Origin of the sequence: Thermohalobacter berrensis (assembly GCF_003609645.1) — a bacterium.
Taxonomy (GTDB): Bacteria; Bacillota; Clostridia; order Tissierellales; family Thermohalobacteraceae; genus Thermohalobacter; species Thermohalobacter berrensis.
In genome coordinates, this window is the sequence record NZ_MCIB01000009.1 from 1 (window position 1) to 25538 (window position 25538).

Annotated in this window: 25 protein-coding genes and 6 tRNA genes; 28 read left to right on the forward strand and 3 right to left on the reverse strand. The window is 27.9% G+C overall.

Annotated elements, in window-relative coordinates; all coding sequences use genetic code 11:
- Nucleotides 1-10: 10 nt before the first annotated feature.
- The 6 genes from BET03_RS05590 (at nt 11) to BET03_RS05615 (ending at nt 644) form a co-directional block, all read left to right on the forward strand.
- Nucleotides 11-87 (forward strand) — tRNA-Ile (locus tag BET03_RS05590).
- Nucleotides 88-97: 10 nt separating this feature from the next.
- Nucleotides 98-173, forward strand: a tRNA-Phe gene (locus BET03_RS05595).
- Nucleotides 174-247: 74 nt separating this feature from the next.
- Nucleotides 248-322 (forward strand) — tRNA-Asn (locus tag BET03_RS05600).
- A gap of 19 nt (nt 323-341) precedes the next feature.
- Nucleotides 342-417: transfer RNA gene (locus tag BET03_RS05605), tRNA-Lys, on the forward strand.
- A 7-nt stretch (nt 418-424) separates the two neighbouring features.
- Nucleotides 425-499: transfer RNA gene (locus tag BET03_RS05610), tRNA-Glu, on the forward strand.
- A 69-nt stretch (nt 500-568) separates the two neighbouring features.
- Nucleotides 569-644: transfer RNA gene (locus tag BET03_RS05615), tRNA-Phe, on the forward strand.
- 30 nt (nt 645-674) lie between these two features.
- Here BET03_RS05615 and BET03_RS05620 read toward each other — a convergent pair.
- A complete protein-coding gene (locus BET03_RS05620) occupies nt 675-1679 on the reverse strand; it encodes a ribonuclease H-like domain-containing protein (RefSeq protein WP_120168193.1) in 1005 nt (334 codons plus the stop codon).
- 122 nt (nt 1680-1801) lie between these two features.
- Between BET03_RS05620 and BET03_RS05625 the strand changes: the two genes are divergently transcribed.
- The 11 genes from BET03_RS05625 to BET03_RS05675 all read left to right on the forward strand — a co-directional run bounded on the left by BET03_RS05625 (nt 1802) and on the right by BET03_RS05675 (nt 14096).
- On the forward strand, nt 1802-3916 hold the full coding sequence (locus tag BET03_RS05625) for an N-6 DNA methylase family protein (RefSeq protein ID WP_120168196.1): 2115 nt from the start codon (nt 1802-1804) through the stop codon (nt 3914-3916).
- Between the two features lie 24 nt (nt 3917-3940).
- The gene (locus tag BET03_RS05630; RefSeq protein ID WP_120168198.1) at nt 3941-4498 is read left to right on the forward strand and encodes a hypothetical protein; all 558 of its coding nucleotides are present in this window, start codon (nt 3941-3943) and stop codon (nt 4496-4498) included.
- A gap of 146 nt (nt 4499-4644) precedes the next feature.
- Nucleotides 4645-6180: an S-layer homology domain-containing protein gene (locus BET03_RS05635; protein ID WP_183108742.1), complete on the forward strand. Its 1536-nt coding sequence runs from the start codon at nt 4645-4647 to the stop codon at nt 6178-6180.
- A 39-nt stretch (nt 6181-6219) separates the two neighbouring features.
- Nucleotides 6220-6615, forward strand: coding sequence for an NUDIX domain-containing protein (locus tag BET03_RS05640; protein ID WP_120168202.1), 396 nt, complete (start codon nt 6220-6222; stop codon nt 6613-6615).
- 56 nt (nt 6616-6671) lie between these two features.
- Nucleotides 6672-8075, forward strand: coding sequence for a hypothetical protein (locus BET03_RS05645; protein ID WP_120168204.1), 1404 nt, complete (start codon nt 6672-6674; stop codon nt 8073-8075).
- A gap of 111 nt (nt 8076-8186) precedes the next feature.
- Nucleotides 8187-9185, forward strand: coding sequence for an acyl-CoA dehydratase activase-related protein (locus tag BET03_RS05650; RefSeq protein ID WP_120168206.1), 999 nt, complete (start codon nt 8187-8189; stop codon nt 9183-9185).
- Nucleotides 9157-10266, forward strand: coding sequence for an acyl-CoA dehydratase activase-related protein (locus BET03_RS05655; protein WP_120168208.1), 1110 nt, complete (start codon nt 9157-9159; stop codon nt 10264-10266). The genes BET03_RS05650 and BET03_RS05655 overlap by 29 nt, the downstream gene beginning before the upstream one ends.
- Nucleotides 10241-11221, forward strand: coding sequence for an acyl-CoA dehydratase activase (locus BET03_RS05660; RefSeq protein ID WP_120168210.1), 981 nt, complete (start codon nt 10241-10243; stop codon nt 11219-11221). The genes BET03_RS05655 and BET03_RS05660 overlap by 26 nt, the downstream gene beginning before the upstream one ends.
- 126 nt (nt 11222-11347) lie before the next feature.
- Nucleotides 11348-11806, forward strand: a complete 459-nt coding sequence (locus BET03_RS05665) for a nucleoside recognition domain-containing protein (protein WP_120168212.1) — start codon at nt 11348-11350, stop codon at nt 11804-11806.
- Between the two features lie 11 nt (nt 11807-11817).
- Nucleotides 11818-12300: a nucleoside recognition domain-containing protein gene (locus BET03_RS05670; protein ID WP_120168214.1), complete on the forward strand. Its 483-nt coding sequence runs from the start codon at nt 11818-11820 to the stop codon at nt 12298-12300.
- A gap of 86 nt (nt 12301-12386) precedes the next feature.
- Nucleotides 12387-14096 carry an ABC-ATPase domain-containing protein gene (locus BET03_RS05675; RefSeq protein ID WP_120168216.1) on the forward strand — a complete coding sequence of 570 codons (1710 nt, stop codon included), beginning with the start codon at nt 12387-12389 and terminating at the stop codon, nt 14094-14096.
- 153 nt (nt 14097-14249) lie between these two features.
- Here BET03_RS05675 and BET03_RS05680 read toward each other — a convergent pair whose 3' ends face one another.
- A complete protein-coding gene (locus BET03_RS05680; RefSeq protein ID WP_120168218.1) occupies nt 14250-15227 on the reverse strand; it encodes a hypothetical protein in 978 nt (325 codons plus the stop codon).
- Between the two features lie 381 nt (nt 15228-15608).
- Between BET03_RS05680 and BET03_RS05685 the strand changes: the two genes are divergently transcribed.
- The 3 genes from BET03_RS05685 (at nt 15609) to BET03_RS05695 (ending at nt 18117) form a co-directional block, all read left to right on the forward strand.
- Nucleotides 15609-16715: an amidase domain-containing protein gene (locus BET03_RS05685; protein WP_120168220.1), complete on the forward strand. Its 1107-nt coding sequence runs from the start codon at nt 15609-15611 to the stop codon at nt 16713-16715.
- A gap of 72 nt (nt 16716-16787) precedes the next feature.
- Entirely contained in the window at nt 16788-17837 is a 1050-nt protein-coding gene (locus tag BET03_RS05690) for a hypothetical protein (RefSeq protein ID WP_120168222.1), read from the forward strand.
- Nucleotides 17838-17874: 37 nt separating this feature from the next.
- On the forward strand, nt 17875-18117 hold the full coding sequence (locus BET03_RS05695) for a hypothetical protein (RefSeq protein ID WP_120168224.1): 243 nt from the start codon (nt 17875-17877) through the stop codon (nt 18115-18117).
- A gap of 27 nt (nt 18118-18144) precedes the next feature.
- On the opposite strand, the gene BET03_RS05700 is transcribed toward BET03_RS05695, so the two are convergent.
- Nucleotides 18145-19161 carry an asparaginase gene (locus BET03_RS05700; protein ID WP_120168226.1) on the reverse strand — a complete coding sequence of 339 codons (1017 nt, stop codon included), beginning with the start codon at nt 19159-19161 and terminating at the stop codon, nt 18145-18147.
- Between the two features lie 153 nt (nt 19162-19314).
- Between BET03_RS05700 and BET03_RS05705 the strand changes: the two genes are divergently transcribed.
- From BET03_RS05705 to BET03_RS05735, 8 genes are all read left to right on the forward strand, one after another.
- Complete coding sequence (locus BET03_RS05705) at nt 19315-19500, forward strand: hypothetical protein (RefSeq protein ID WP_120168228.1); 186 nt, start codon at nt 19315-19317, stop codon at nt 19498-19500.
- A 249-nt stretch (nt 19501-19749) separates the two neighbouring features.
- Nucleotides 19750-20364 carry a lactate utilization protein gene (locus BET03_RS05710; protein WP_120168230.1) on the forward strand — a complete coding sequence of 205 codons (615 nt, stop codon included), beginning with the start codon at nt 19750-19752 and terminating at the stop codon, nt 20362-20364.
- Between the two features lie 84 nt (nt 20365-20448).
- Entirely contained in the window at nt 20449-21606 is a 1158-nt protein-coding gene (locus BET03_RS05715) for a cysteine desulfurase family protein (protein WP_120168232.1), read from the forward strand.
- A 6-nt stretch (nt 21607-21612) separates the two neighbouring features.
- Nucleotides 21613-22785 (forward strand): tRNA uracil 4-sulfurtransferase ThiI, encoded by a 1173-nt coding sequence (gene thiI / locus BET03_RS05720; protein ID WP_120168234.1) that lies wholly within the window; start codon nt 21613-21615, stop codon nt 22783-22785.
- 143 nt (nt 22786-22928) lie between these two features.
- Complete coding sequence (locus BET03_RS05725) at nt 22929-23519, forward strand: TetR/AcrR family transcriptional regulator (protein WP_120168236.1); 591 nt, start codon at nt 22929-22931, stop codon at nt 23517-23519.
- A 75-nt stretch (nt 23520-23594) separates the two neighbouring features.
- Nucleotides 23595-23909 carry a hypothetical protein gene (locus BET03_RS13925; RefSeq protein ID WP_279230352.1) on the forward strand — a complete coding sequence of 105 codons (315 nt, stop codon included), beginning with the start codon at nt 23595-23597 and terminating at the stop codon, nt 23907-23909.
- Complete coding sequence (locus tag BET03_RS05730; protein ID WP_279230353.1) at nt 23893-24936, forward strand: radical SAM/SPASM domain-containing protein; 1044 nt, start codon at nt 23893-23895, stop codon at nt 24934-24936. The genes BET03_RS13925 and BET03_RS05730 overlap by 17 nt, the downstream gene beginning before the upstream one ends.
- A 264-nt stretch (nt 24937-25200) precedes the next feature.
- On the forward strand, nt 25201-25530 hold the full coding sequence (locus BET03_RS05735) for an Acyl-CoA dehydrogenase C-terminal domain-containing protein (RefSeq protein WP_120168238.1): 330 nt from the start codon (nt 25201-25203) through the stop codon (nt 25528-25530).
- The last annotated feature ends 8 nt before the right edge of the window (nt 25531-25538 follow it).

The window sequence follows — 25538 nt, forward strand, 5'->3', positions numbered from 1 at the left end:
TTGATAAGATGGGCCCTTAGCTCAGTTGGCTAGAGCGCCCGGCTCATAACCGGTAGGTCCGGGGTTCGAATCCCTGAGGGCCCACCATCTTATACATGCCCAGATAGCTCAGTCGGTAGAGCAGGGGACTGAAAATCCCCGTGTCGGCGGTTCGATTCCGTCTCTGGGCACCAAGAAAAAGTTCTTGAAAAGATTCTTGATGGTCAATTGATTTTGTTTTAATATAAAATATATTGTTAATAATCATTCCTGGGTAGCTCAATGGTGGAGCAACCGGCTGTTAACCGGTAGGCTGTGGGTTCGAGTCCCACCCCAGGAGCCATATAGTTTTATTGTAATGTGACCCATTAGCTCAGTTGGTAGAGCACCGGACTTTTAATCCGGGTGTCCCGCGTTCGAGTCGCGGATGGGTCACCAATTTTATGGCCCTATGGTCAAGTGGTTAAGACACCGCCCTTTCACGGCGGTAACCCGGGTTCGAATCCCGGTAGGGTCACCAAAACTTAGGCCCCTAGCTCAGTTAGCTAGAGGCCTCATTTCATAATAGATAGTTTAGTATTTTATACATGCCCAGATAGCTCAGTCGGTAGAGCAGGGGACTGAAAATCCCCGTGTCGGCGGTTCGATTCCGTCTCTGGGCACCAAAACCCCTTCTCTTAAAAGAGAAGGGGTTTTTATTTAATAATATTTTTTACAATTTCACTAACTAAATTTTTGATATTATTAATGACCAAATTTTTACCTTCTTTAACTAAGATAATTTTATCTGGCACATTGTAGTTGGATTTATCATAGCAACTAATATTGAAATCATAATCTTCCTTATTTATATAGAAACATTTTTTTCCATTAGAAAGTTTACCTTTATAAGTTTGTAATTTAAGTTGAAGGTCTCCTATTTTGGGCTTCCATTCAAGCATATAATTACTGCCATAGTAAATTTGCTCTGGAAAATCAAAACAATTTGTATGTCCCTTTATTGAAATCATTTCATTATTAAATTTTAAGTTAGATAAGTTTAATTCTAATTTAACTTTTTTAAGATTAACATGTATTGGAATAAGCAATTTATTTTGATTCTCAATATGATCAAAAACTTTAAGTATTTTAGGAAGATAATATATATCATCATAGTTGTGTTTTAATATAATTTCTTTTAAATTACTGTTTTTATTTTTTATATAATCAAAATACATTTTAATACTTTCTTTTCCAGAGATTTTATCTTCTCTTTTAATTCCTAAAGATAATTCAACAGATTTTAATTTGCAATTTTGTAGATTTAGTAGATCTTTATTTTTTCTTACTATCTTTAATAAATCGAGGCTTTTTTCCTTACTTATTTTAAAATCATATCCATATTTATCACATCTTTCATTAATAAAAGGAATATCAAAGGTATTTCCATTATAAGTGATAAATATGTCAAAATTTAAAGCTTCTTCTATGAAAGAAGCTAATATATCTTTTTCTTCTGATAGATTATCTGCAAAGAATTGTTTAATAACTGTATAATTATCTTTATTATACAATAATCCTATTAGAATGATTTTATTAGAACTTCTTTTAAGACCTGTTGTTTCTATATCGAAAAAACAAAATTTTTTATTATTAAATTTTTCAATTAAAGATTCTGGTATATATATTGGTTTGTGGATAACATCTTTAATTATTTCCAATTTTTCCCCTCCTTAAATTACCATGAAAGAATCTACTTTAATTATAACAAATAAAACTTATTTGCTTTAACAAAGATAAAGAAATAAAATAAAAAGTGAATATTAAGTAAAGGAGTTTTAAAATGGATGAACTTCAAAATAAGAAAATATTAAATACACTTAAGGCTATATTAAAAGATATAGACAAAAACAATATAGATAAATATTTAAATAGTGTTAAATCTGTATTATATTATACTGGGAATTTAGTTTTAGGCTTAAAAAATTATAAAGATGGGATTATAAATAAAAAAGAATTTGATAATATTAAAAATTGTAATACCCTACCTATAGGGATTAAAGAAATTGGGTATCTGTATAATAATGAGATTTTAAGTACGAATAATAAAGAAAAGGTACTAAATACAATTCTAAATTTAGAAAATAAATATATTTTAGGGTTTTCTTTAGGCAAATTATATCAGTCATTAATTACAAATAGGGAAAGAAAATATTTAGGTCAAGTATATACACCTTATAGTATAGTAAAACTAATGATTTCAATGGCTATAAAAGATCAAGATATTATAGAAAATCCTTACTTGAAGGTTATAGACCCAGCTTGTGGTGGAGGATATTTTTTAGAAGAAATTTATAATAGATTAAAAGAAATATTAGAAAAAAATTATAATAAAATAGTTCAAAGTAATCCTGATATTAAAAAGGAATTAGAAAAAGGAATACATAGATTTATAATAAAAAATAACCTATGGGGAGCAGATATAGACGAGTTTGCTGTTTATATGACAACTGTTACGCTACTTTTAAAAGGAAAAAATAATAGAAAATTAAATCCTAATATATTTAAGAAAGATATATTATTAGAGGGAAAAACCAATTTACTAAATTTGTATTCTAAAAATGATATAGATAGCTTAAATGATATCTCTTTTGATTTAGTAATAGGTAATCCTCCATATATAGGTCATAAAAAAATAAATAAAGACTATAGAAAGAAAATAAAAGATTATTATTACGACGTTTTTTCAGACAAATCAGATTTATCATATTGTTTTATAAGAAGGGGTTATGAGTTACTAAGAGATGACGGTAGGTTAGTTTATATAACATCAAGATATTTTCAAGAAGCTCCATCTGCTAAAGGATTAAGGAATTTTATGAAAAAGCATATGTATTTAGATACTATTATTGATTTTTATGGTGAGAAAGTTTTTAAAAATGCTGGAATTAGCCCTGTAATAATAAAATGCTATAAAAGAGAATTAGATAATAATAGAATACATATTTATAAATTAAAGGATGATGTTAAACTAAAATTATATAAAAATAAAAAAGCTTTAAATATAAATGATAAAAATAGATTTAATAGATTTACTATAAATCAAAACAGTTTAAATATTAATGGATGGATACTAATAGATGAAAAAGAGAAAAACTTGTATGATAAAATACATTCTCAAGGCAACTATTTTTTAAGTGAAGTGTGTAATTGTAATCAGGGAATAATAACGGGATGTGATAAAGCCTTTATAGTTGACAAAGATACTATAAAAAAAGAAGATTTAGAGAAAGATATAATAAGACCTTGGATAAAAAATAGTAATATACGTAAGTATATAAAAGACAATACAACTCAATATCTTTTATATACAGATTTAATTGATGATATTACAAAATACCCTAATATCTTAAAGCATATTATGCCATATAAAATACGATTAGAAAAAAGAAGAGAATGTAGAAAGGGTATTAGGAAATGGTACCATTTACAGTGGGGAAGAAAATTAGATATTTTCCAATCTCCTAAAATTATCTTTCCATTCAAGGCAAATAAAAGTAGATTTACTTTAGATTATGATGGAGTGTTTTGTAGTGCTGATGTTTATATCTTAACAAATAACAACTCTGCTCAACTGTCTTTAGAATACTTATTAGGATTTTTAAATTCTTCACTTTTTGAGTTTTACTTTAAATCTGTAGCCAAAAAAGTAAGCTCTAAGATGTATGATTATTATCCAAACAAAATAATGAATTTAAAGATTAAAGTAGGAGATAACAAACATTTAATAGAGGACAGTGTAAAAGAAATGATACATTATTTAAAGATTAAAAAAGGAAATAATAAAGAAATAGAAAACCTTGTAAAAAGCAAACAAGAAATAATTAATAGATATTTCTATAAGCTTTATGGTTTAAATGATGAAGAGATCAATATTATTAATAATAAGGTAAATTAAACTGTTTTTTAGGAGATGTATTTAATGACTGTTTTGAATTTAGTGGATTATAAATTAAATTTAGCTGAAAAAATATGTGTTGAAAAATTTCAAAATGATACAATGCTTGTAATTTGTAATTTTCATAAAAAAAGCCAAAATAAAATAATTGATTTGATAAAATATGATATAAAGAAATTTCAATTAGATGGTATCGTCTTAGATTATAAATTAATACAGGTTTTATGTACTATGTATCTTGGATTAGCTTGGAGTATGTATAGAAAAGGAAAATCTATTCAAAAAAATAGTAATTTTTTAGATTATATTTTAACAAAAGAGAGTAAAGATGTTAATATAAATGAAATAGTAGATTATATTGATACTAACAATTTATACAGTAATATGTTTGAATACATTGCCGAAAGATATTTTACTCTTTATTTTAGGAAATATGTAAAAGATGTTTTAGCTAGAATGGATATAACTTGTCAGACTATAAAAAGGGATGAAAATGCTTTAGGAGAAATGATAAAAGAGCATATGGAACGATTTGGGATAAAAGTTCTTGCTTTAGGTGTTTATGATGAATACAATAAATAATTTTAGTCTTTTTCCTACCCCTTATATTTAGGTGGTGGGTATTATTTTTTTTATGTTATAATTGAAATAGTGTGGTTATATATATAGTTTTAGGGTAGAAGTATTATTAACAGAATAATATGTCCTCTTTTGGGAGAGTGATAATAATGAGAAAATTAATATCAATTTTCATTATTCTATCTTTATTAATTTCAAATATATCTATAGTAAATGCAGACAAATTTTATTTAGATGTATTTGGACATTGGGCAGAAGATGTAATTATGTGGGCAACTAATGAAGTAGAATTATTAGAAGGATATGATGATGGAACATTTAGACCAGATAACAATATAACTAGAAGTGAATATATAACTCTGTTATTTAGGACAGCTAATGAACAGGAAGTTATAAATAACTTAGAAAGTGAAGAAAACATTAAATTGCAAACCTCTAAAACAGATAAAAATACTTCAGTCAATAAAATAGCTAATCCTAATGAAAATAATATAGAAGATAAAGATGTAGAAGAAAAGAAAAAAGAATTACCTTTTGAAGATGTAAATAATGAATTTTGGGCCTTTGATGAAATAAAAGCCATATACACCTATATAAATAAACAAAATAAAGAAATTAAATTTGAGGATATTTTTCCAGGAGATAAGTTTCAGCCAAATAAAAAAATAACTAGAGAAGAAGCAGTAATACTATCAAGTTTTTTTACAACTCCACCTATAGAGGATAAAAAAGAGGAGTTTAATGATATAAGTAATGATTATGAATACTATGATCAAATAATGATGTTAGCTGATAATGGTATTATAGAAGGTTACGACGATAATACCTTTAAACCCAAATCTAATATAACAAGGGCAGAAGCTGTAACAGTAATGAAAAGGATATATTTTGATATGGAATTTTTAAAAGGAAATTATATGAATGATATACAATTAATAAGTACTGAGAATGATAATAAATTTGTATTATTTGGTGATTATGAAAATAGAGACTTAAGTAAAGAAGATATCATATACAAAAGGGCAATATCAACTTTAGAATATAAATCATTAACTGATTATATTCCTTATGAGGAACAACATTTATATGATGATAATCCTATAGAAACATTAAAAGAATTAAAGGATAAAGGATATGAAAATATTATTGGAGTTAACTATTACTTAATTAAATTTGCAAATTTATCCAATGCAGAGAAAAAGAATCTATATAATGAAATATTAGAGGAATACTTAAATAGAGATGATTTAAAGGATATGGAGTCAATTCTTATTTTTACAGGAGCAGATAAATATTTAGAGGAAACAGAAAAGCTTTTAGAAGCAATAGATTATTGGTACAATATTACTGATAACAATGAAGAGCTTTATAATATAGTTTTTCTAAAATCAAAACTTTATAAAAATAATGGTGAATTAGAAAAAGCATTAGGTTTATATAATGATGTTGTAGAAAATGAAGATATTGAGAATGCACCTTTAGAAATACAAAAAAAGATTATTATGAACATAGCATATCTATTAATGGAAATGGGCGAATTTGATAAAGCAGAAGTCCTTCTTAAGGAGGGATGGAATAGTATTAAGAATAATAAAGAGTATGTAGCCTATTCAAATGAAATTGACAAAGATTTTAAGGGTAGTATAAAAAAAATATTAATAAAAAAGATGGAAACATCTAGTTAAAAATAAGTAAATAAACAAAAGACTAAGGGGAAGATTTATATGTTTAGAGTACTTACAAAAGCTTTGATATTAGATAATGATAAAATACTATTATTAAAAAGAAAACAAGGCTCCTTTGGGGGTGGACTTTGGGATATACCAGGGGGTAAATTAGAATTTGGTGAGTCCCCAAAGGAAAGTTTAATAAGGGAGGTTTATGAAGAGACCTCTTTAAAGGTTGATATTCATGAACCTATTAGAGTAAGCTCAGGTATTAATGAAGAGAGAAATAAACAATATATTACTATTGTTTATTTATGTACTTACAAATCTGGGAAAGTTACTTTAAGTAAGGAACATAGTGACTATATTTGGGTGAAATTGAGCGATATAGAAAAATTTGATAAAATTTATTATGTTAATGAGGCAGTAAATGAGTATAAAAAGACTTTTTAACCTCCCATATTGGGAGGAATTTTATTTTTAAATTTTTTTGAAAGGAGATAACTATGATGAAGAAGATAAAAGAAATGACACAAGAAGAATTAGAAAAATATATTTATGATATAAATGAAGAACAGATATGGAATATTTGCCATTTAGCTATTTGTGAGATTTTTGAAAAAGGAATTGTTATAGAAAATGCATATAAAGAAAATTTTGGTAAAATAGAGAAATTAAATGAGAGAAAAGAATTAGAAAGAATATATGAAGAAATTGAAAATATCATATTAAATATAGCCCAAAAGGGCAGTAATGTGAACATGGATATAGATAATTTAAAAGAATTAAGGAAAAATATAGTAAACTTAATAATGATTCTATCTAGTTATATTACTGAAATATCGTATGTTAATGAAATATCAAATGATATTATAAAAAAAGATAGTTTTAAAAAGATAATAGTAGATGAGGAAATAAATTTAGAGGATTTCTATAATGATGTATATAAATTTCTCATAGAGGATATGAACAAATTACCTGATAAAATATCAGATATTGTTAAAGTTATACCATTAAGGATTACGAAAACTAAATATTATGAAATAATTAGAAATGATCTAAAAAAGAGTTTAAAGGGATTATCAGAAAAACAAATAAACCTTATTATTGAAAGGTATAAATCAATATTCAATGGAGCAATGGTAGTAGAATATGGACAAAAATTTGATATATACTTTAGAAAAGCTCAAGAATTTAAAAGATTTGACTTTAAAAAAGCAAAAATACAAGAAATAAAAAATCTTGAAGAGGAAAGTTTACAAGTTCTCATGGAATTGTACAGTATAATTACTTTGATTAGAGGTATGGGACAATTAATAAATAGATTTATAGTATTAGCTTATGCTTTAGAAAATAATCAAAATATAAAACTTGATGAAATTGAAGAATTATCAGAAAAAGCGATAGAGTATAAAAGGGAAAGTAAACCAAATATAAAAGAAGAAATAATTAGTTTGTGTAATAATAAAATTAATAAGGCAGAGAGTAGAATTAATAATAATAATAAATTATTAGAAGAAATATATAAAGAGTATAGTAAGAAAAAATTAAAATTAAAAGAGAATTTAAATTTAAAACTTTTAGAAACGAAGAAGTTATTAATTTATATAAATGATTATAATCTTGAAAAAGAAGAATTGTTGTTTTTAGAAAAAAGTTATAAAACAAAAAATGATTATGTACAACATATTATTGATAGTTTTATTCAATTTATTGATAGAAATATAAAAGGTATGTCTAATATAAAGAGAAAAGCTAGGATGAGAAGATTATTATCGGTTTTAGAATTTCCATTTGAAAGACCTGAAGAATTCTTTTACTACTTAAAAAACAGTATTGAGTTACATACTACCAAAAAGGATATTATGTTTATTATGGATAAAGTTGCTCATGTTATGGAAAAATATGAATAGTTTTAATTACTTGGTAAACAGTCACTTTAAAAGTGGCTGTTTTTTTATCCTTTTAAAGTTATATATTAGTACTTATTTGACCATAATATAGATGTGATAGGAGGGAATAAAATGGCATGTAAATTAGGAATTCCACAAGGACTTCTTTTTTATGATTACTATCCTTTGTGGAAAGAATTTTTTAAAGAACTTGGAGTAGAAGTTGTTCTTTCCTCTAAAACAAATAAAGAAATATTAGATAAAGGGGTTTCTGCATGTGTTGATGAGGCTTGTTTACCAGTAAAGGTTTTTCATGGACATGTGGAAGATTTAAAGGATAAGGTTGATTATATATTCATACCAAAGTTTATAAGTATCCGCAAAAGAGAATTTATTTGTCCAAAGTTTCTTGGATTGCCAGAGATGATAAAGAATTCTATAAAAGATTTACCACCTATTATAGATACTGAAATAAATTTAAGGAAATCTAATTATAAACTAATGAAGGCTATCTTTGAAACTGGAAGGCATTTTACTTATAACTTTTTTAAAATTAATTCTGCCTATAAAAAAGCATTTAAATACTATACTGACTATAAGAGGTTAATAACAAAAGGTGTAATTCCTATGGAGGCAATTAGAGTTTATAGTAAATGTATAAATAATGTTGAGAATAGGAATGATAATTCCTTAAGGATAATGGTGTCAGGACATCCTTATAATATTTATGACGAGTATTTAAGCATGAGACTTATCAAAAAACTTAAAAAAGATAATATTAATGTTATTACTCCTGAAATGATTAAAGAAGATAAAATTAATTATTATGCTTCTAAACTACCAAAAAGAATGTTTTGGAGCTTTGGAAGGAAAATTGTTGGTTCAGCCTTTAGTGTTATGGAAGAACAAAAAGTTGATGGGATTATATATGTTTCTTCTTTTGGATGTGGTTTAGACTCAATTCTAATAGATTTAGTACAACGAAAAGCAAAGGCATTAAAAGTACCTTTTACACTTTTAACAGTTGATGAACATACAGGAGAGGCGGGAATAAACACTAGAATAGAGGCTTTTACCGATATGATTAAATGGAGGGTTAAGAATGAGAATAACATTCCCACACATGGGTAATACTTATGTGGCTGTAAAGGCTATGTTTGAAGATTTAGGGCATGAAGTAGTAGTGCCACCTAAATGTAGTAAAAGAACTCTTGAAATAGGTACTAAGTATTCTCCAGAAACTATATGCCTGCCATTAAAGATTAATATTGGAAACTATATAGAAAGCATAGAAAAAGGTGCAGAAACTATATTAATCACAGGAAGCTGTGGACCATGTAGATTTGGATATTATTCAGTTATTCAGAAAGAGATTTTAAAAGATTTAGGATATGATGTAGAAATAATAGTATTTGATCCACCTGATGGTAAGCCTCTTGAACTTGCAAAAAGAATTATGAAGGCAGCGGGGACTAAAAATGTATTTAAGATTGTAAGGAGTTTCCAAAAAGGTAGAAAAGTTTTGGAAGAAGTAGATAACTTAGTTGATTTGTCTAACACTAAGAGAGCTTATGCTAACAATCCCTTTGAAATAGATTCAATTATGAATGGTTTTTATGAAAATATAGAAAAAGTTCACGGAGTTACAGAAACAATGAAATTGATTAAAGATACCAAAAGTAAATTAAGAAGAATCAAAGTAAATAAAAATAAAAAAATTGTCAAAATAGGAATAGTTGGTGAAATCTACACTGTTATTGAGCCTTTTGTTAATCTAGAGATTGAAAAAAAGTTAGGACATATGGGAGTTTTAGTTGACAAGTCTTTAACTCCTACTAAGTGGGTAAATCATAATCTTATCTATGGACCTTTAGGGTTAAGTGAAGAAAAGAAGGTATGGAAAGCTGCAAAACCATATTTAAGTACTTTAGTAGGTGGTCATGGAAGGGAAACAGTAGGCAGTGCAGTTTTATATGCTAAAGAAAACTATGATGGTATAATACAGCTTTTACCCTTTACTTGTATGCCAGAAATTGTTGCTGAAAGTATTTTACCTACAGTCCAAAAAGATTATAATATACCAATCCTTACATTAATAGTTGATGAGTTAACAGGTGAAGCAGGATATTTAACAAGACTTGAGGCTTTTGTTGACCTTTTAAGAAAACGAAGGGAGGAGAAGGTAAATGAAGGAATTTTATCTGGGAGTTGACGTTGGATCAGTTAGTACTAATATAGTACTTATTGATGATAATAATAATGTTGTTGCTAAAAAATATATTAGAACTCAAGGCAAGCCAATAATAAAACTTCAAAAAGGATTGAAGGAATTAAAAGATGAATTTTCAAATATAAAGATAAAAGGAGTTGGAACTACAGGAAGTGGTAGATATTTGGCAAGTATGATTTTAGGGTCAGATATAGTAAAGAATGAAATAACTTCACATGCTGTAGCAGCCATAAATTTTATACCAGATGTAAAAACAGTATTAGAGATAGGTGGACAGGATTCAAAGATAATTATTCTAAGAAATGGAATTGTTGAAGATTTTGCAATGAACACAGTTTGTGCTGCAGGAACTGGTTCATTTTTAGATAGGCAGGCTGCAAGGCTTGGAGTAGATATAAGTGAATTTGGGAACCTTGCTTTAAAATCTAAAAGTCCTGTAAGGATTGCTGGTAGGTGTGCAGTTTTTGCAGAGTCTGATATGATACATAAGCAACAACTAGGCCATAACCAAGAAGACATAATAAATGGACTCTGTGAGGCATTAGTTAGAAACTATTTAAATAATGTAGGTAAAGGAAAGGAAATAAAACCTCCAATTGTTTTCCAAGGTGGAGTAGCTGCTAATGTAGGGATAAAGAAAGCTTTTGAGAGGGCACTTAACACAGAGATACATGTTCCATCACATCATGATGTAATGGGGGCAATTGGAGCAGCAATACAGGCTAAAAAGAAGGTAGAAGAAAAGGGAAGAACTAATTTTAAAGGATTTGAAATTGTCGAAGTTAAATATAAAGTAAAGGGATTTGAATGTAACGATTGTGCAAATATGTGTGAGGTTATTGAAATAGTAGCAGGTAAAGATATAGTGGCTAGATATGGAGATAAATGTGGTAAATGGACTAATACCTTAAATAAAGATAATCAGCAACTAGCATAGAATAACTACCTTATATACTAGGTAGTTATTTTTTATATATAATATTAAAATTTTACCAAATTTCTTATTAATAATATATCTGTATGCTATAATTATATTGTTAATTCATAAAGAAAGGATGTATATATGGAAAATCAGTCAGTAAAAACCAAAACAAAGTCTAATGGGATAACAATTAAAACTCTAAAAAATGGTATCAAAAGTGGCTTAAACACAACATGGACATTGGCTAAAATTATAGTTACAGTTTATTTTATTATAACTTTTGTGAAATATACACCTTTGTTAGATTGGATAGCAATTAAATGTGCTCCTTTAATGAAAATATTTGGCTTACCAGGTGAAGCTGCCATAGCATTAGTTTTGGGCAATGTGATTAACCTTTATGCAGCAATAGGGGCTATAGCATCCCTTTCTCTGACCGCTAAACAAAGTACTATTATTGCAGTAATGCTTTCATTTTCACATAGTCTTTTTATGGAGTCAGCAGTTGCTAAAAAAACTGGTATAAGTGTAGTATTAGTACTATTAATCAGATTTTCATTGGCAATAATATCAGGAATCTTATTAAATTTAATTCTATAGGAGGTATTATGTTGGATTTTTTATCCATATTTAAAGAAGCTTTTACGGGTAGTATGGAATCTGTTTTTACTATTGCTAAAATAGTAATTCCACTTATGATAGTTATGGAAGTATTAAAAGATCTTAATGTTTTAGATAAACTTTCTGATTTTTTAAAACCCATATCTAAAATATTAGGTATTTCAAAGGAATCTACATTCCCACTAATTATTGGGCTTTTCTTAGGCCTTGCATATGGGGCAGGGGTTATAATAAAAAGTGTTAAAGACGGAGATTTAAGAAAAAGAGATTTATATCTATTAATTATATTTTTGGTTGCTTGTCATTCAGTAATAGAAGATACTTTAATATTTGTTGCTATTGGTGCAAATGGCTGGTTGCTTTTAGGTTTTAGAATTATTATAGCAGTTGTACTTACAAGTCTTGTAGCTAGACATATAGATAAAATTTTGATAAAATCCAATAATGAAATAAAAAAAGAAGTTAAGGAATAATAAATTATTTAATATTTACCATAATAGAAAATGAGAGGCTTAGCCTCTCATTTTTGGTAAAATCGTTAAGCAAGAGGAGGAATATAATGAAGGATAAGGATTTTCTTAAAAAGAAACTAAAGCAAATTGATAATAGAGGGTATAAGGCATATAAAAGTATACAGGGTACATATAATTTTGATGATTATATTTTTTATATAGATCATGTCCAAGGTGATCCTTTTGCTTCACCAAGTAGAGTTAGAGTTAGGATGGATTTACAAAAAAGTGGAATAACACATGATGCTTTTGATGAAAAACATAAAAAAATTGCTTTAGAGGATTTCCTAAGTAGAAGCTTTGATAAAGAGATTAAAAGAATTGCAAAGGGAAATAGAGGTAGTGGTAAAAGTGGAATTATACAAATAGATACTGGTGGTCAACAGATTATTGATAGAACTTCAGTTGAAATAAATAAACAATATGTAGAGGTAAGATTTGTAATAGGACTTCCAGCAAGGGGAAGAAGAATACTTAGTAGTCAGGCTATTGAAATGATTTTTTATGAAATTCCAAAAATCACAAACAATGCAATAGTATATGAAAATTTTGATAAAAGGTTGATGACAGAATATGTTAAGCTTATTGAAGACCAGGAATATTTAAGAAAAGAAATGTTAAAAAGAAATTTAATAGCCTTTGTGGCTAATGATTCAATTTTACCTAGAGAAAGTGGTATAAGTGATAAACCTATGAAATCTAAAAAGGTTGTACCATTTAGGTCACCAAAAAACATGGAGGTTGAATTTAACCTACCAAACAGGGGAATTATAAAAGGTATGGGTATACCAAAGGGGGTTACATTAATAGTTGGTGGTGGATACCATGGTAAGTCTACCCTTTTAAATGCTATAGAAAGGGGAGTCTACAATCATATACCTGGTGATGGTAGAGAATTTGTATTAACAGTAGATAATGCTGTAAAAATAAGGGCAGAAGATGGAAGAAAGGTTGAAAAAGTTAATATTACCCCGTTTATATCTAACCTACCATTTGGAATTTCTACAGATGATTTTTCTACCGAAAATGCAAGTGGGAGTACATCACAGGCAGCTAATATTATTGAAGCAGTAGAGATAGGGACTAATCTTTTACTATTAGATGAGGACACAAGTGCTACTAATTTTATGATAAGAGATGGAAGAATGCAGGCCCTTGTATCAAAGGATAAGGAACCAATCACTCCTTTTATAGATAGAGTAAGACAACTATATGAAAAAAAGGATATTTCATCTATATTAGTAGTAGGTGGTTCAGGAGATTATTTTGATGTTGCAGATCATGTAATTATGATGGAAACTTATAAACCACATGATGTAACTGATGAAGCTAAAGAAATTAGTAATAAATTTGGAAGTATGAGAAAGAAAGAAGGTAAAGAAGGCTTTGAAAACATACTAAGTAGAGTTCCTAAAAAAAGAAGTTTAACATTAAGGGGTAAAAAGAAGGTTAAAACTAAAGGACTTCATAAAATATTATATGGTAGATCTGCTATAGATTTATCATATGTTGAACAGCTTGTAGATTCTAGCCAAACTGAAGCTATTGCTAATATTCTTAAATATATCCATAGAAATTATGTAGATGATAAGAAAACTTTGAAGGAGATTATTGAAAAGGTGTATAGTGATATAGAAGAAAAGGGTTTAGAGATAATATCATCTTATCCAAATGCTCCACAAGGTAATTTGGCACTTCCAAGACCTTATGAAGTAGCTGCAGCTATTAATAGATTAAGAATACTAAAGATGAAATAAAAAAGCGAGCAAAGCTTGCTTCCGCTAGGGGAACCTTAAATACAGTATTCGTCTTTGTTTCAGCAATTTATAGAAATATACTTTCTTAGACAATAAAGAAGGCTTAAGCCTACTAAGGCTTAAGCCTACTAAGGCTTAAGCCTTCCTTTTGTTTTAAAGATCATCTATTTCTTCTATTTTTCCTTCTGTTTCTTCTGCAGCTTCTATACTACAGTCTTTACGATCATCCCTTCTAGTTTCGTCTATTTGTTCTGGGAATAGTGGTGGGAATTCTGTACAAATTGGTGAAACTTCAGCTGCTAGTTGAGGGAATCCTGTTGATAGTACACATAGTTGAACTGGAACTATTATTTTCTTTTCACAAGTTACACAAATAGCAACTATTATATCAGCTGTTACATTTCCTTGAGCATCTATATCAAAGTCTCTCATAATACTATTTGTTGCTAATCTTGCTTCACAACTTGCATTACAGAATTCTGCGAATCTTGGTAAGAATGCTGTATCTTCAGTTGATGGTATACATAATTCAAAGAAGTTTCTTAAAACAAGTGGTTTATTTGGTGGTGCAATTTCTACATTTCCTACTAGTGTTGCTTTACATTTCTTGTCACAATCATCAACAAATATTACATCAATTTCTACTCTTACCTTTCCTGAAATTTTTACTAATTGAGTTCCAAATATAGGAGTACCTCTATTTTCTTCATCACAATCTTGAGTATCAGCAAATATTATTTTTTCACTAAATTTTCCATCAGGGCCAACTACTTCAATAGGATGACCACCTTTTTTAACAAAGCTTCCACCTGAGATATCCTTAGTTATAGATTTTACTCTAAAGTTTTTTGGGTTTTTTACATCTTCAGGATCAAAGAATTTTTTACATCTTATATCTAATACCCTAACTATCCTTGCTCCTTGTCCTAGATTAGGTGATAAGTCAACATTCATTGCTTCTTGTAATCCTTGTAAATTAAATAATGCTGCATCATAAACCTTTTGAACGTATATTGATTCTGCTTTTACATTTCTTAATGAACCATCAAAGTTACAGCCTGTAGTACCATTACAACATCTATCTGGAAGTGATAAATCTATAGGACTAGTCTGGTTATTACAACTCTTCATTATTTTTCCCCCTTCTAATTGGATTGAGAATATCTCTTCTCATTGTTAATATATTCTATATGTGTGACAAGTGTTACAAGCAAAAAAAGAAATTGTCAAATTTTATCTAAGAAACAAATGATATTTATTAAATAAATCATTTCAAAGGAGTAATATTAATACAATAAAATTAGATATTACACATTATTGGTGTATTTAGATAATATACTTTGTTTTATTATATGAACAGTTAAATACATAATGTGATAAAAATTAAAGATAAAAGGGATAAACATTAGAAAGGAAAACTAGATTTCCCTAGTAGAAGGAGATTTACTTTTTTTAATTCTATATTGTAGTTTCAATACATATAATTGTATTAGTAAAAATGGGGGTAGTTTTATGCTTATAATACTTAGAAAGAGATGGATAGTTACAGTTTTCAATTTAGTATTAATTATTTTATTAAGCATTATACTATTTGGTTATATGAAAGAGAAGCATGTTTCTATATCTAGTAATGAAGAAATAACTAGTTTAGTGAAGAATCTGTTTACAATAAGAAGTAATGCAATGTTAAAACAGAATAAAGAACAGTTAAAGTCTTTATATGATACTAGCACTAAATATGGAATATGGGCATATGAGCATGAACTGAAGAGGATGAGATATTTAAAGTTATGGGCAGAAAAACAAGGAATTAAATTTATTAATATTAAAACCACACCTATAATTAGATACACAAAGGATAAGGAAAATGGGATTCAAATTAATCTTATAGCATCTACAGAATATAGATATGTATATGAAAATGAACCAGATGTAGTAAATGTTTTTAGAATAGGCACATACCATTTATTAGATCTCGTTGAAAAGAACGAAAAATATGTAATCACAAGGGAATGGTATAAAGATCCATTTGGAGATTCGTTAAAGATTAATGAAATAAATTCTAAAAAGATTAAGGAATATATTCTTTCTAAAGGCCCTAGAGATTTCTCTAATATAAGTGATAGGAGAAAAGGTGCAGTTAAATATGCAGATAAATACTGTGGAGCAGCAGATAACGGGGAAAATGGATACAAGTACAATGAGAAGTATATTAATTACAATTCACTGGGAGGAGATTGCGCTAATTTTGCTTCACAAATATTACACGAAGGTGGGAAATTTCCAAAAACCTATGCATGGAATTATAAACGAAGGGGAAGTAAAGCATGGGTAAATGCTCATGCATTTAAAAATTATATATTGTATAGTGGTAGAGGTTCTAAAATTGCTTATGGCACATATAATCAAGTTTATAAAGCTAGTTATAAGCTACTTCCTGGAGATATTGTAGCATATGAAAAAAAAGGTAAGGTTGTTCATATTTCTGTAGTAACAGGAGCAGATTCAAAGGGTTATACACTTGTAAATTGCCATAATACAGATAGGTATAGAGTACCCTGGGATTTAGGTTGGAGTAACAAGGGGATTAAATTTTGGTTAATACGAGTACATTATTAGAAGGTTTTAGTTAGATATTGACATATAGTAGCTAAATTTTAAATATTTATATATAAATAAGGTGGTGATTTTGTGAGTTTTTCTAACCAGAAAAGCTGCTTATTATCAGATGGACTTGGTAACTTGTATAATTTTCTTTGGAATAATGGCAATATTGAACTTATTTTTTTCGATAAAAAAATAAAACAGGTAAGAAAACGCAATATAGATACAAATTGTAATATGGAATTTGATGGACTAATAGATGAAAAAAATAATATTTATATGGTATATGTTAAAAAGGATGGAAAACTAGTCTTATTAACAAGAATAGAAGGACAATGGGATAAAAAAGCTATTTTAGAAGATAATGAAAAGGATTTATTTTATGTAAATGCAGTAGTCCACGGTGATGAAATACATACTTTCTATTGTAAGCAAATAGAAGACAGCAATATATATGGTATATATCATTATTACTTTAAAAACAATGAGTGGTTTATAAAAGAAGTTGATAAAATAGAAAAAGGAGAAATATTGAACCCTATACAAGTAATCAAAGAAGAAGATAAATTAATATTAGGTTACTACAACATAGTTGATGGAATTGAACAAATTTTTATAAAGGAATATGATTTAGAAAAAGAAAACTGGGCAAATAGTATACAACTAACATCTAACTTTGATAAAAAATTGTATTTAGATATATTGGCAGAAAATAAGGAAGTATTACATTTAGTTTATAGTAAATATAAAAACGGTAATCTAACAATAAATTATGAGAAACACAGATTGTATAATAATAAAACTAGAAAAATAAAAAGAGGAATTTTGTCAAATCCAGCCAATTGCTCTTTTCCTACTTTAGCTATCTACAATAACAAATTATGGACAATATGGACTGAGTATGATTATGTAATAAGTAGATATTCTTCTGATATGGGTAAATCTTGGAGTCCACTTTACAGATGGAAAAATACTAAAGAAAATATTTTTTTAAGATATAAGTTTTCTACTAATGACGAAAAAATAAAAGGAAAATTTAAATTTAACTATTCTTATGGTCTAGGACACCCTAATATTACTTTTACAGGATTTGGACCATTAAATAAAGCAACAGAAGTGCCTTTAAAAAAAAAATGAAAATCTAGAAGAAGATAGAAGGGAGGATGAAAAGAGTTTGAATAGGATTGAAAAGTTAGAGGAATCAAACGAATATGAAAAATTGAACATTAAATTTCAAAAACTTGAAAATAAGATTAAGAAAATAGAACATAGATTAGAATATCTAGAAAAAGAAATAGAAAAATTAAATGAAGAAAAAGAAGATCCCAGTAAAGAAAAAATTAATAATTTAGAAGAAAGAATAAGTGACATTGAAAATTTTCTAAGAAGAAGAAGAGGTCCTTTTTCCAGAAGATAAATAATAACAAGGGATAAAAGCGGCATATTAGCCGCCTAGTTTAACTTTATAACTTTTTGTGTAAACATTTTTTTCAAAAATGCTTCTTATTGTTTCTATATCTCTAGTTTTTCCAAGGGCTAACATTAATTTTATACGGGCTTTTTGACCTGGAAGGTTATCCCCAAAAATTGCACCTAATTTTCTAAGATTTTTACCAGCACCTAAATAACCATATGTATCCAAAACACGACCAGTTGGACATCTAGAAACTATTACTACTGGCATATCGTTTGCAATAGCTTTTTTAATACCATCTAGCATATTAGGAGGCACGTTTCCTCTACCTAATGCTTCAATAACTATCCCTTTATATCCTAAATCAACACAGTAATTAATTAAATCAGAATCCATTCCTGCTGCACATTTAATTAAAGCAACCTTTGCTTCAATTTTTTCAGTATTAATATGGCAACGATTTATTATTTCCCTATAAAAAATTACTTCATCATTATCTACTATTCCAAGAGGCCCAAATTCAGGGGATTTAAATGTATTTAATGATAGAGTATTTGTTTTAGTAACCTCAGATGCAGCATTTACTTCATTATTCATTACAACTAGGACACCTTTATTCATGGCTTCCTTAGATATAGCCGTACATATAGCAGCAGAAAGATTACTAGGACCGTCATATCCAAGTTCAGAACCATTTCTCATAGCACCAACTACTATTATTGGTTTTTCTGAATTTATTGTTAGGTCTAGTAAATAAGCAGTTTCTTCTAATGTATCTGTACCATGTGTTACTACAACCCCAGTAATATCCTTCCTATTAATCGTCTGTTTAACTAGGCTTGACAATTCCATCATTCTTTCTGGTGTCATATGTGGACCAGGAATCCTAGCAAAATTAATTATTTCAATATCAGAATATTTTTCTATATTTGTTACCATAGCCATTATTTCTTCACTAGATAGAGCAGGTATTGCAGCATCTATTCTTGGATCTACTTTCATAGAGATTGTTCCACCTGTAAAAATAACAGCAACTTTATTAGACAATTTAAAAAACCCCCTATGAAATCATTTAAATAATATATCATATATAATTTTAACATACATTAAATTTTTTTATGTAACAAAATTGAAATATCTCCAAACTAATACAAGATAGATGGTATTATAATTGACATTTCAATAAAAGGGTTGAGTATAATGTATGAAAAAATATTTTTGTTTACAAGGGATAAAAGAATAAAAAGAAATAAATTATTAGAAGATTACGAAAAGCTTTCAAAAATATATACAGCTTGTAGATACAAAAGTTATAGAAAGGATAATTTGGTTGCTTTAACTAGGGAAAGCCTTCAACATAATAATAGAATAAAACAAAAAGAATAAAAAAGAAGCTTCGAAAGAAGCTTCTTTTTTAGTTGCACCTATTAAGGTGCAAATGTAAAAGTTTATACTTTTACAGGGGGATAACTTTACTTAAATTATAACAAATTACGACAAATTTCGCAATGATTTTATTACAAACTTTTAAGATAGTATAAATTTTTATATAATAAGTATAGAAACTTATGGTGAAATAAGTTAAAATAAAATATTGCAAAATTACTGTTTTGAAAAATTAAGGGGGAGAATAATTTGGATAAAAGGGTTTTAGCTACAATTGAGAAACTTGTTGATAATGGGTTTAATGTAGAATTTTTTAATACTAAAAAAGAAGCTAAGTCAAAGTTATTAGATGATATATCTGTAAAAGAAGATGTAGGTATTGGTGGCTCAATGACTATTTATCAGATGGAGGTTCATAAAGACTTAATTGATAGAGGTAATAAAGTACATTGGCATTGGCTTGTAGAACCTGAAAAGAGAGATGAAGTAAGAGAAAAAGCAAGTAGAGCTTCGGTATATATTTCAAGCAGTAATGCAATAACAGAAGATGGGAAATTAGTTAATATAGATGGTATAGGGAACAGAGTTGCTTCAATGTTTTATGGACATAAAAAGGTATATATATTATGTGGTGTTAATAAGATTACTAAGAATATAGAAAAAGCACTTGAAAGAATAAAGACAGTTGCATGCCCTAAGAATTCAGAAAGATTAGACTTAGATACACCCTGTAGATATAAAGGTAAATGCTATGATTGTAAAGGAAAGGATAGAATGTGTAATATTACTGTAATTTTGGAAAGTAAACCTATGGGTGACATTGAAATAAATATCTATATTATAAATGAAGAGTTGGGATACTAATTAGATTAAATACTTATTATAAAAAAGAATGTTTTAAAGAATAATACTTATGAAAAACCTTACTATATACAAGAGGTGATTATAATGGAAGTATATTTGGATAATGGTGCTACTACTAGGCCAAGGGACGAAGTTATAGAGGAAATGAATATTATGCTAAAGGAAATTTACGGTAATCCTTCATCATTGCATAGAATGGGATTAGAAGCAGAAAAGAAAGTTGAAAAATCAAGGGAGATTATAAGTAATTTTTTATCAGTAAGACCAGATGAAATATTTTTTACTTCAGGGGGAACTGAAAGTAACAATATTGCAATACAGGGTATAGTGAATAGATATTCTAGAAGAGGAAAACATATCATTACAACCAAAATAGAACATTCTTCTGTTTTAAATATATTTAAATACTATGAAGAAAAAGGCTTTAAAGTAACATATCTTGATGTAGATGAAAAGGGTTTGGTAGATTTAGAACAGTTAGAGGAAAGTATAAATAATGATACTATTCTTATATCCATAATGTTAGTAAATAATGAACTAGGTACTGTTCAGCCAATAGAAGACATAAAAAAAATAATTAACAGAAAAAACAAAGATGTAAAATTACATGTAGATGGTATACAGGCCTTTGGTAAAATTAAATTTAATTTAAAGCAATTAGGTATTGATACATTTTCTTTTAGTGGACATAAAATTCACGGCCCTAAAGGTATAGGAGGTTTATATATTAAAAAGGATTTAAAGCTATCTCCTATTATTTTTGGAGGTAACCAAGAAAGGGGTATAAGGTCTGGAACTGAAAATGTTCCGGGAATTGTAGGCTTAGGTAAAGCTGTGGAATTAATAAATAAAAACTTTGATGAAGAAATTAAAAAGATTTTAAATTTAAAGAAGCATTTTATTGATAAAATAAAAAAGAATATTGATAATATAAAAATCAATAGCTTTATAGATGAACATTCTGCTCCTCATATAGTAAATATATCTTTTGTAGGTGTAAGAGGAGAAGTTCTCTTACATTACTTAGAAGAAGATGGAATATATGTTTCTACAGGTTCGGCTTGCTCTTCAAAAAATAAGGGTAAAAGCCATGTACTACAGGCTATAGGTCTTAAACATGACGAGATAGATGGAACAGTGAGATTCAGTTTTGCCTATTCTAATAATGTTGAAGAGATAGATTATGTTGTAGATAGATTGCAAAAGCATGTTAAAGAAATAAGAAAAATAACTATGAGGTGATAGATGGTGAACAGGATAATAAGTATAAGTTTAGGAGAAGCAGCCTTAAAAGGGAAAAATAGGTCATACTTTGAGAACAAGCTTCTTCATCATATACAAAGGGCAGTGAATGATTTAGGTAGTCCGAAAGTATATAAAGATATGAACAAAATCTTTATAGAAGCTACAGATGATAATATTAATAGTTTAGTTAATAGAACAAAAAAGATTTTTGGAATAATTCAAGTAAGACCAGGATTTAGAATGGACAAAGATATTGAAGATATAAAAAAGAAGGCAATATTAGCAGTTGAGGAAGCTAAAAGTAGGAGAAATATTGAGACATTTAAAGTAAAAGTAAAAAGAGCTGATAAGAGCTTTCCAATAGGCTCAATGGAAGTAACAAGAATGTTAGGCGGTACCATTTTAAAAAATGTAAATAATATTAAGGTTGATGTTCATAATCCAGACCTTTATGTTTATGTAGATATAAGAAATGATTATGCATACATATATACTGAAAAAATTAAAGGATATGGCGGGTTACCTGTAGGAACAAATGGGAGAGGACTTCTTCTTTTATCAGGTGGAATAGATAGTCCTGTGGCAGGATTTATGATGGCCAAGAGAGGAATAAAATTAGATGCAATTCACTACCATAGTTACCCTTTTACAAGTGAAAGGGCTGAAGAGAAAGTAAAAAAATTAGCTCGTATATTATCAATATATAGTGGAAGTTTTAAATTATATAGTGTAAATATTTTAGACATACAAAAAGCTATAAATGAGAAATGTCCTGAAGATGAACTTACAATAATATCAAGAAGGTTTATGATGAAAATAGCTGAAAGGATTGCTAAAAAAGAAGGGATTGATGCTTTGATTACAGGAGAAAGTCTTGGACAGGTTGCAAGTCAGACTATAAAATCACTTAATGTGACTAACTCTTCAGTAGACATACCGGTATTTAGACCATTAATAGGAATGGATAAAACTGATATAATAGAGGTTTCAAAAGACATAGAGACCTATGAAACATCAATACTACCATATGAAGATTGTTGTACTGTATTTTTACCAAAACATCCTGTTACAAGACCTAAATTAGAAAAAATTGAGGAATCAGAGTCATTATTAGATAGTGAAAAATTAATAGAGAACGCTTTAAATAGTATGAAAGTAATAGAAATAGAACCTTAATAAATTTTTTAATATCAAACTATAAAAAAGGGTAGCATCCATAAAGTGGATGCTACCCTTTTTTATAACACATTTATAAAGCATATTTTTTATATTAGTTCTATATATATTAATATAAAACTTTAGAGAAAAGGGGTTAAATGATGCCTAAAATCATTGATTATGATAAAAAAAAGGAAGAAATTATAAAAAAAGCGATTTTAATATTTATAAAAAAAGGTTACTACAATACTAAACTATCTGATATTGCCAAAGAATGTGGAATGGGAAGGACTACATTATATCAATATTTTAAGAATAAAGAAGAAATATTTCATTATGTAATCAAATACACAATAAAAACAATAAAAAAAGACTTAAACTTAATTATAAAAGACCCTAAAATTTCATCTTTACAAAAAATAAAAAAGATTATATATCAAACTATAACAAAATACAATGAGGATAGTATGTTACTTATATTGATAGATTTATGGCTAATATTGAAAAGGGAAAATAATCAAATAGCACAAGAAATTCAAGAACATGCATTAGAATTAAGAAAAGTATTTAAAGCTCTTCTAGAAGAAGCTGAAAATTTAAATGAAATTAAGCCAATTAATAAAGAAATGATGTCATATGTATTATATGGATTAATAGAATCTTCCCTTTTACAAGCATCAATAGATAAAAATATTGATACAAAGAAGCATTTTAGTGTAATAAATATACTAGTTGATGGATTAAAATATTAAGTTTCCTTTTTATTGACATATATGTCAATAAAAAGGAATATGTCTATATAAAAGATATGTTGAGGGGGAGGCACTGTGGGGAAAGCAAAACAAATAATTAGTTCAGTACTATTGAATGAATGTTTAACATATTTAGAAAAGGACCCTATGAACAATCTTTCAAAATTACTTAACTGGTCTGAAAAATTAGCTAAAAAAGCTAATCATAAGAAATCAATAAACCTTTTAAAAGAAATGGTCGATGATTCTAATTCAAATGGTTACATTTTAATTAATAAAATATTTAAAGATATTAATAATAATGTAAGAAAAAAATCTTTAATTAATTTTTTTGTTAATTCTACTCTTGTTGGTATACCTATAATAGAAGAAAATGAAAAAAAAACATAATTGTAATATACCATGGGCTATTTTAATGGACCCTACTTCAAAATGTAACTTAAATTGTAAAGGATGCTGGGCTTCTGAATATGATAAAGAGAGTTTTTTAGACAATGAAACTTTAGATAGGATTATTCAAGAGGGTAAGAAACTGGGAATATATATGTACATTTATTCAGGGGGAGAACCATTAATTAGAAAAGAAGATTTAATTGCCTTAGCCCATAAACATAATGATTGTATGTTTTTAGCCTTTACTAATGGTACTTTAGTAGATGAAAAATTTGCTAAACAGTTAGCTAAAGTAGGTAATTTTGCATTAGCGCTAAGTATTGAGGGATTTGAAGAAGAAACTGATTTAAGAAGAGGAAAGGGAACATATAATAAAGTTTTAGAAGCTATGGATATTCTTAAAAAAGAAGGAATAATTTTTGGATTTTCTACCTGTTATCATAAAAAAAATACTGAGGTTGTTGGTTCTGAAGAGTATTTAGATTTTATGGTCAAAAAAGGTTGTTTATTTGGGTGGTATTTTACATATATACCATTAGGGAAAAATGCTGTTTTGGATTTACTTGCAACACCAGAACAAAGGGCTCATATGTATAATTTTGTTAGGAAAATGAGAAAAGAAAAGCCTATATTTGTTTTAGACTTTTGGAATGATGGTGAGTATACTAAAGGTTGTATTGCTGGAGGAAAGAAATACTTACATATAAATGCAAATGGGGATGTTGAACCATGTGCATTTATTCATTATGCTAATGTTAATATAAAAGAGGTTAGCCTATTAGAAGCATTAAAGTCTCCTTTATTTATGCAGTATAAAAAAATGATGCCCTTTAATGATAATCACTTAAGACCATGTCCACTATTAGATAATCCAGATAAATTAAGAGAAATGGTACATAATTCAAAGGCTAAGTCAACCCAATTAATCGATAATGAATCTGTAGATAATTTAACCCAAAAATGCCAAGAGATATCAAAGGAATGGGCAAAAATGGCCGAAAAGTTATGGAATTTAAATAAATAAATTTATTATGAAATTAAATATAAATTTGAATGTTAGGCGTTCGTATTACGAACGCATTTTTTATGATTAAATAGAATCTTACCACACCTAAATGGAAATAAATGGTGAAAAAGAGAACCGTCCCGATTTGCATAACTTGGGAAAAATGTCGAAAAGGTAGAAGTACATTTAAGTATTACAAAAAATCTTTTTGGTTTATTAATTATTATTTAGATAATTACAAATACTATTTTTGAAAAACTATTTAAAGAGGTGATTAAGATAATGGATCAACATAAACATCGTTTTAATTTGTTAAAAACAGTTGAGGGAACAGGATGGGTTTTATGTGATGCCCTTGATACGATGGTTAGAAATAATATACAACCTTCCTATGAAAATAATGGCAGCGTAGAATCTCAATTGGCAAACAATATGGCAGAAATATTTGAAGTAGTATCTGAATGTGAAGAACCTGAAGTAATAGATTTTCTAGCAGAAAAAATAATTGAGTATGCAGGAAATGATATTAACATGTATTTAAGTTACATGGATGCAAATATGGGAGATAATCCATTATACAAGAGGGTATATGAAATGGCCACAAAAGGGTAGACAAAGTG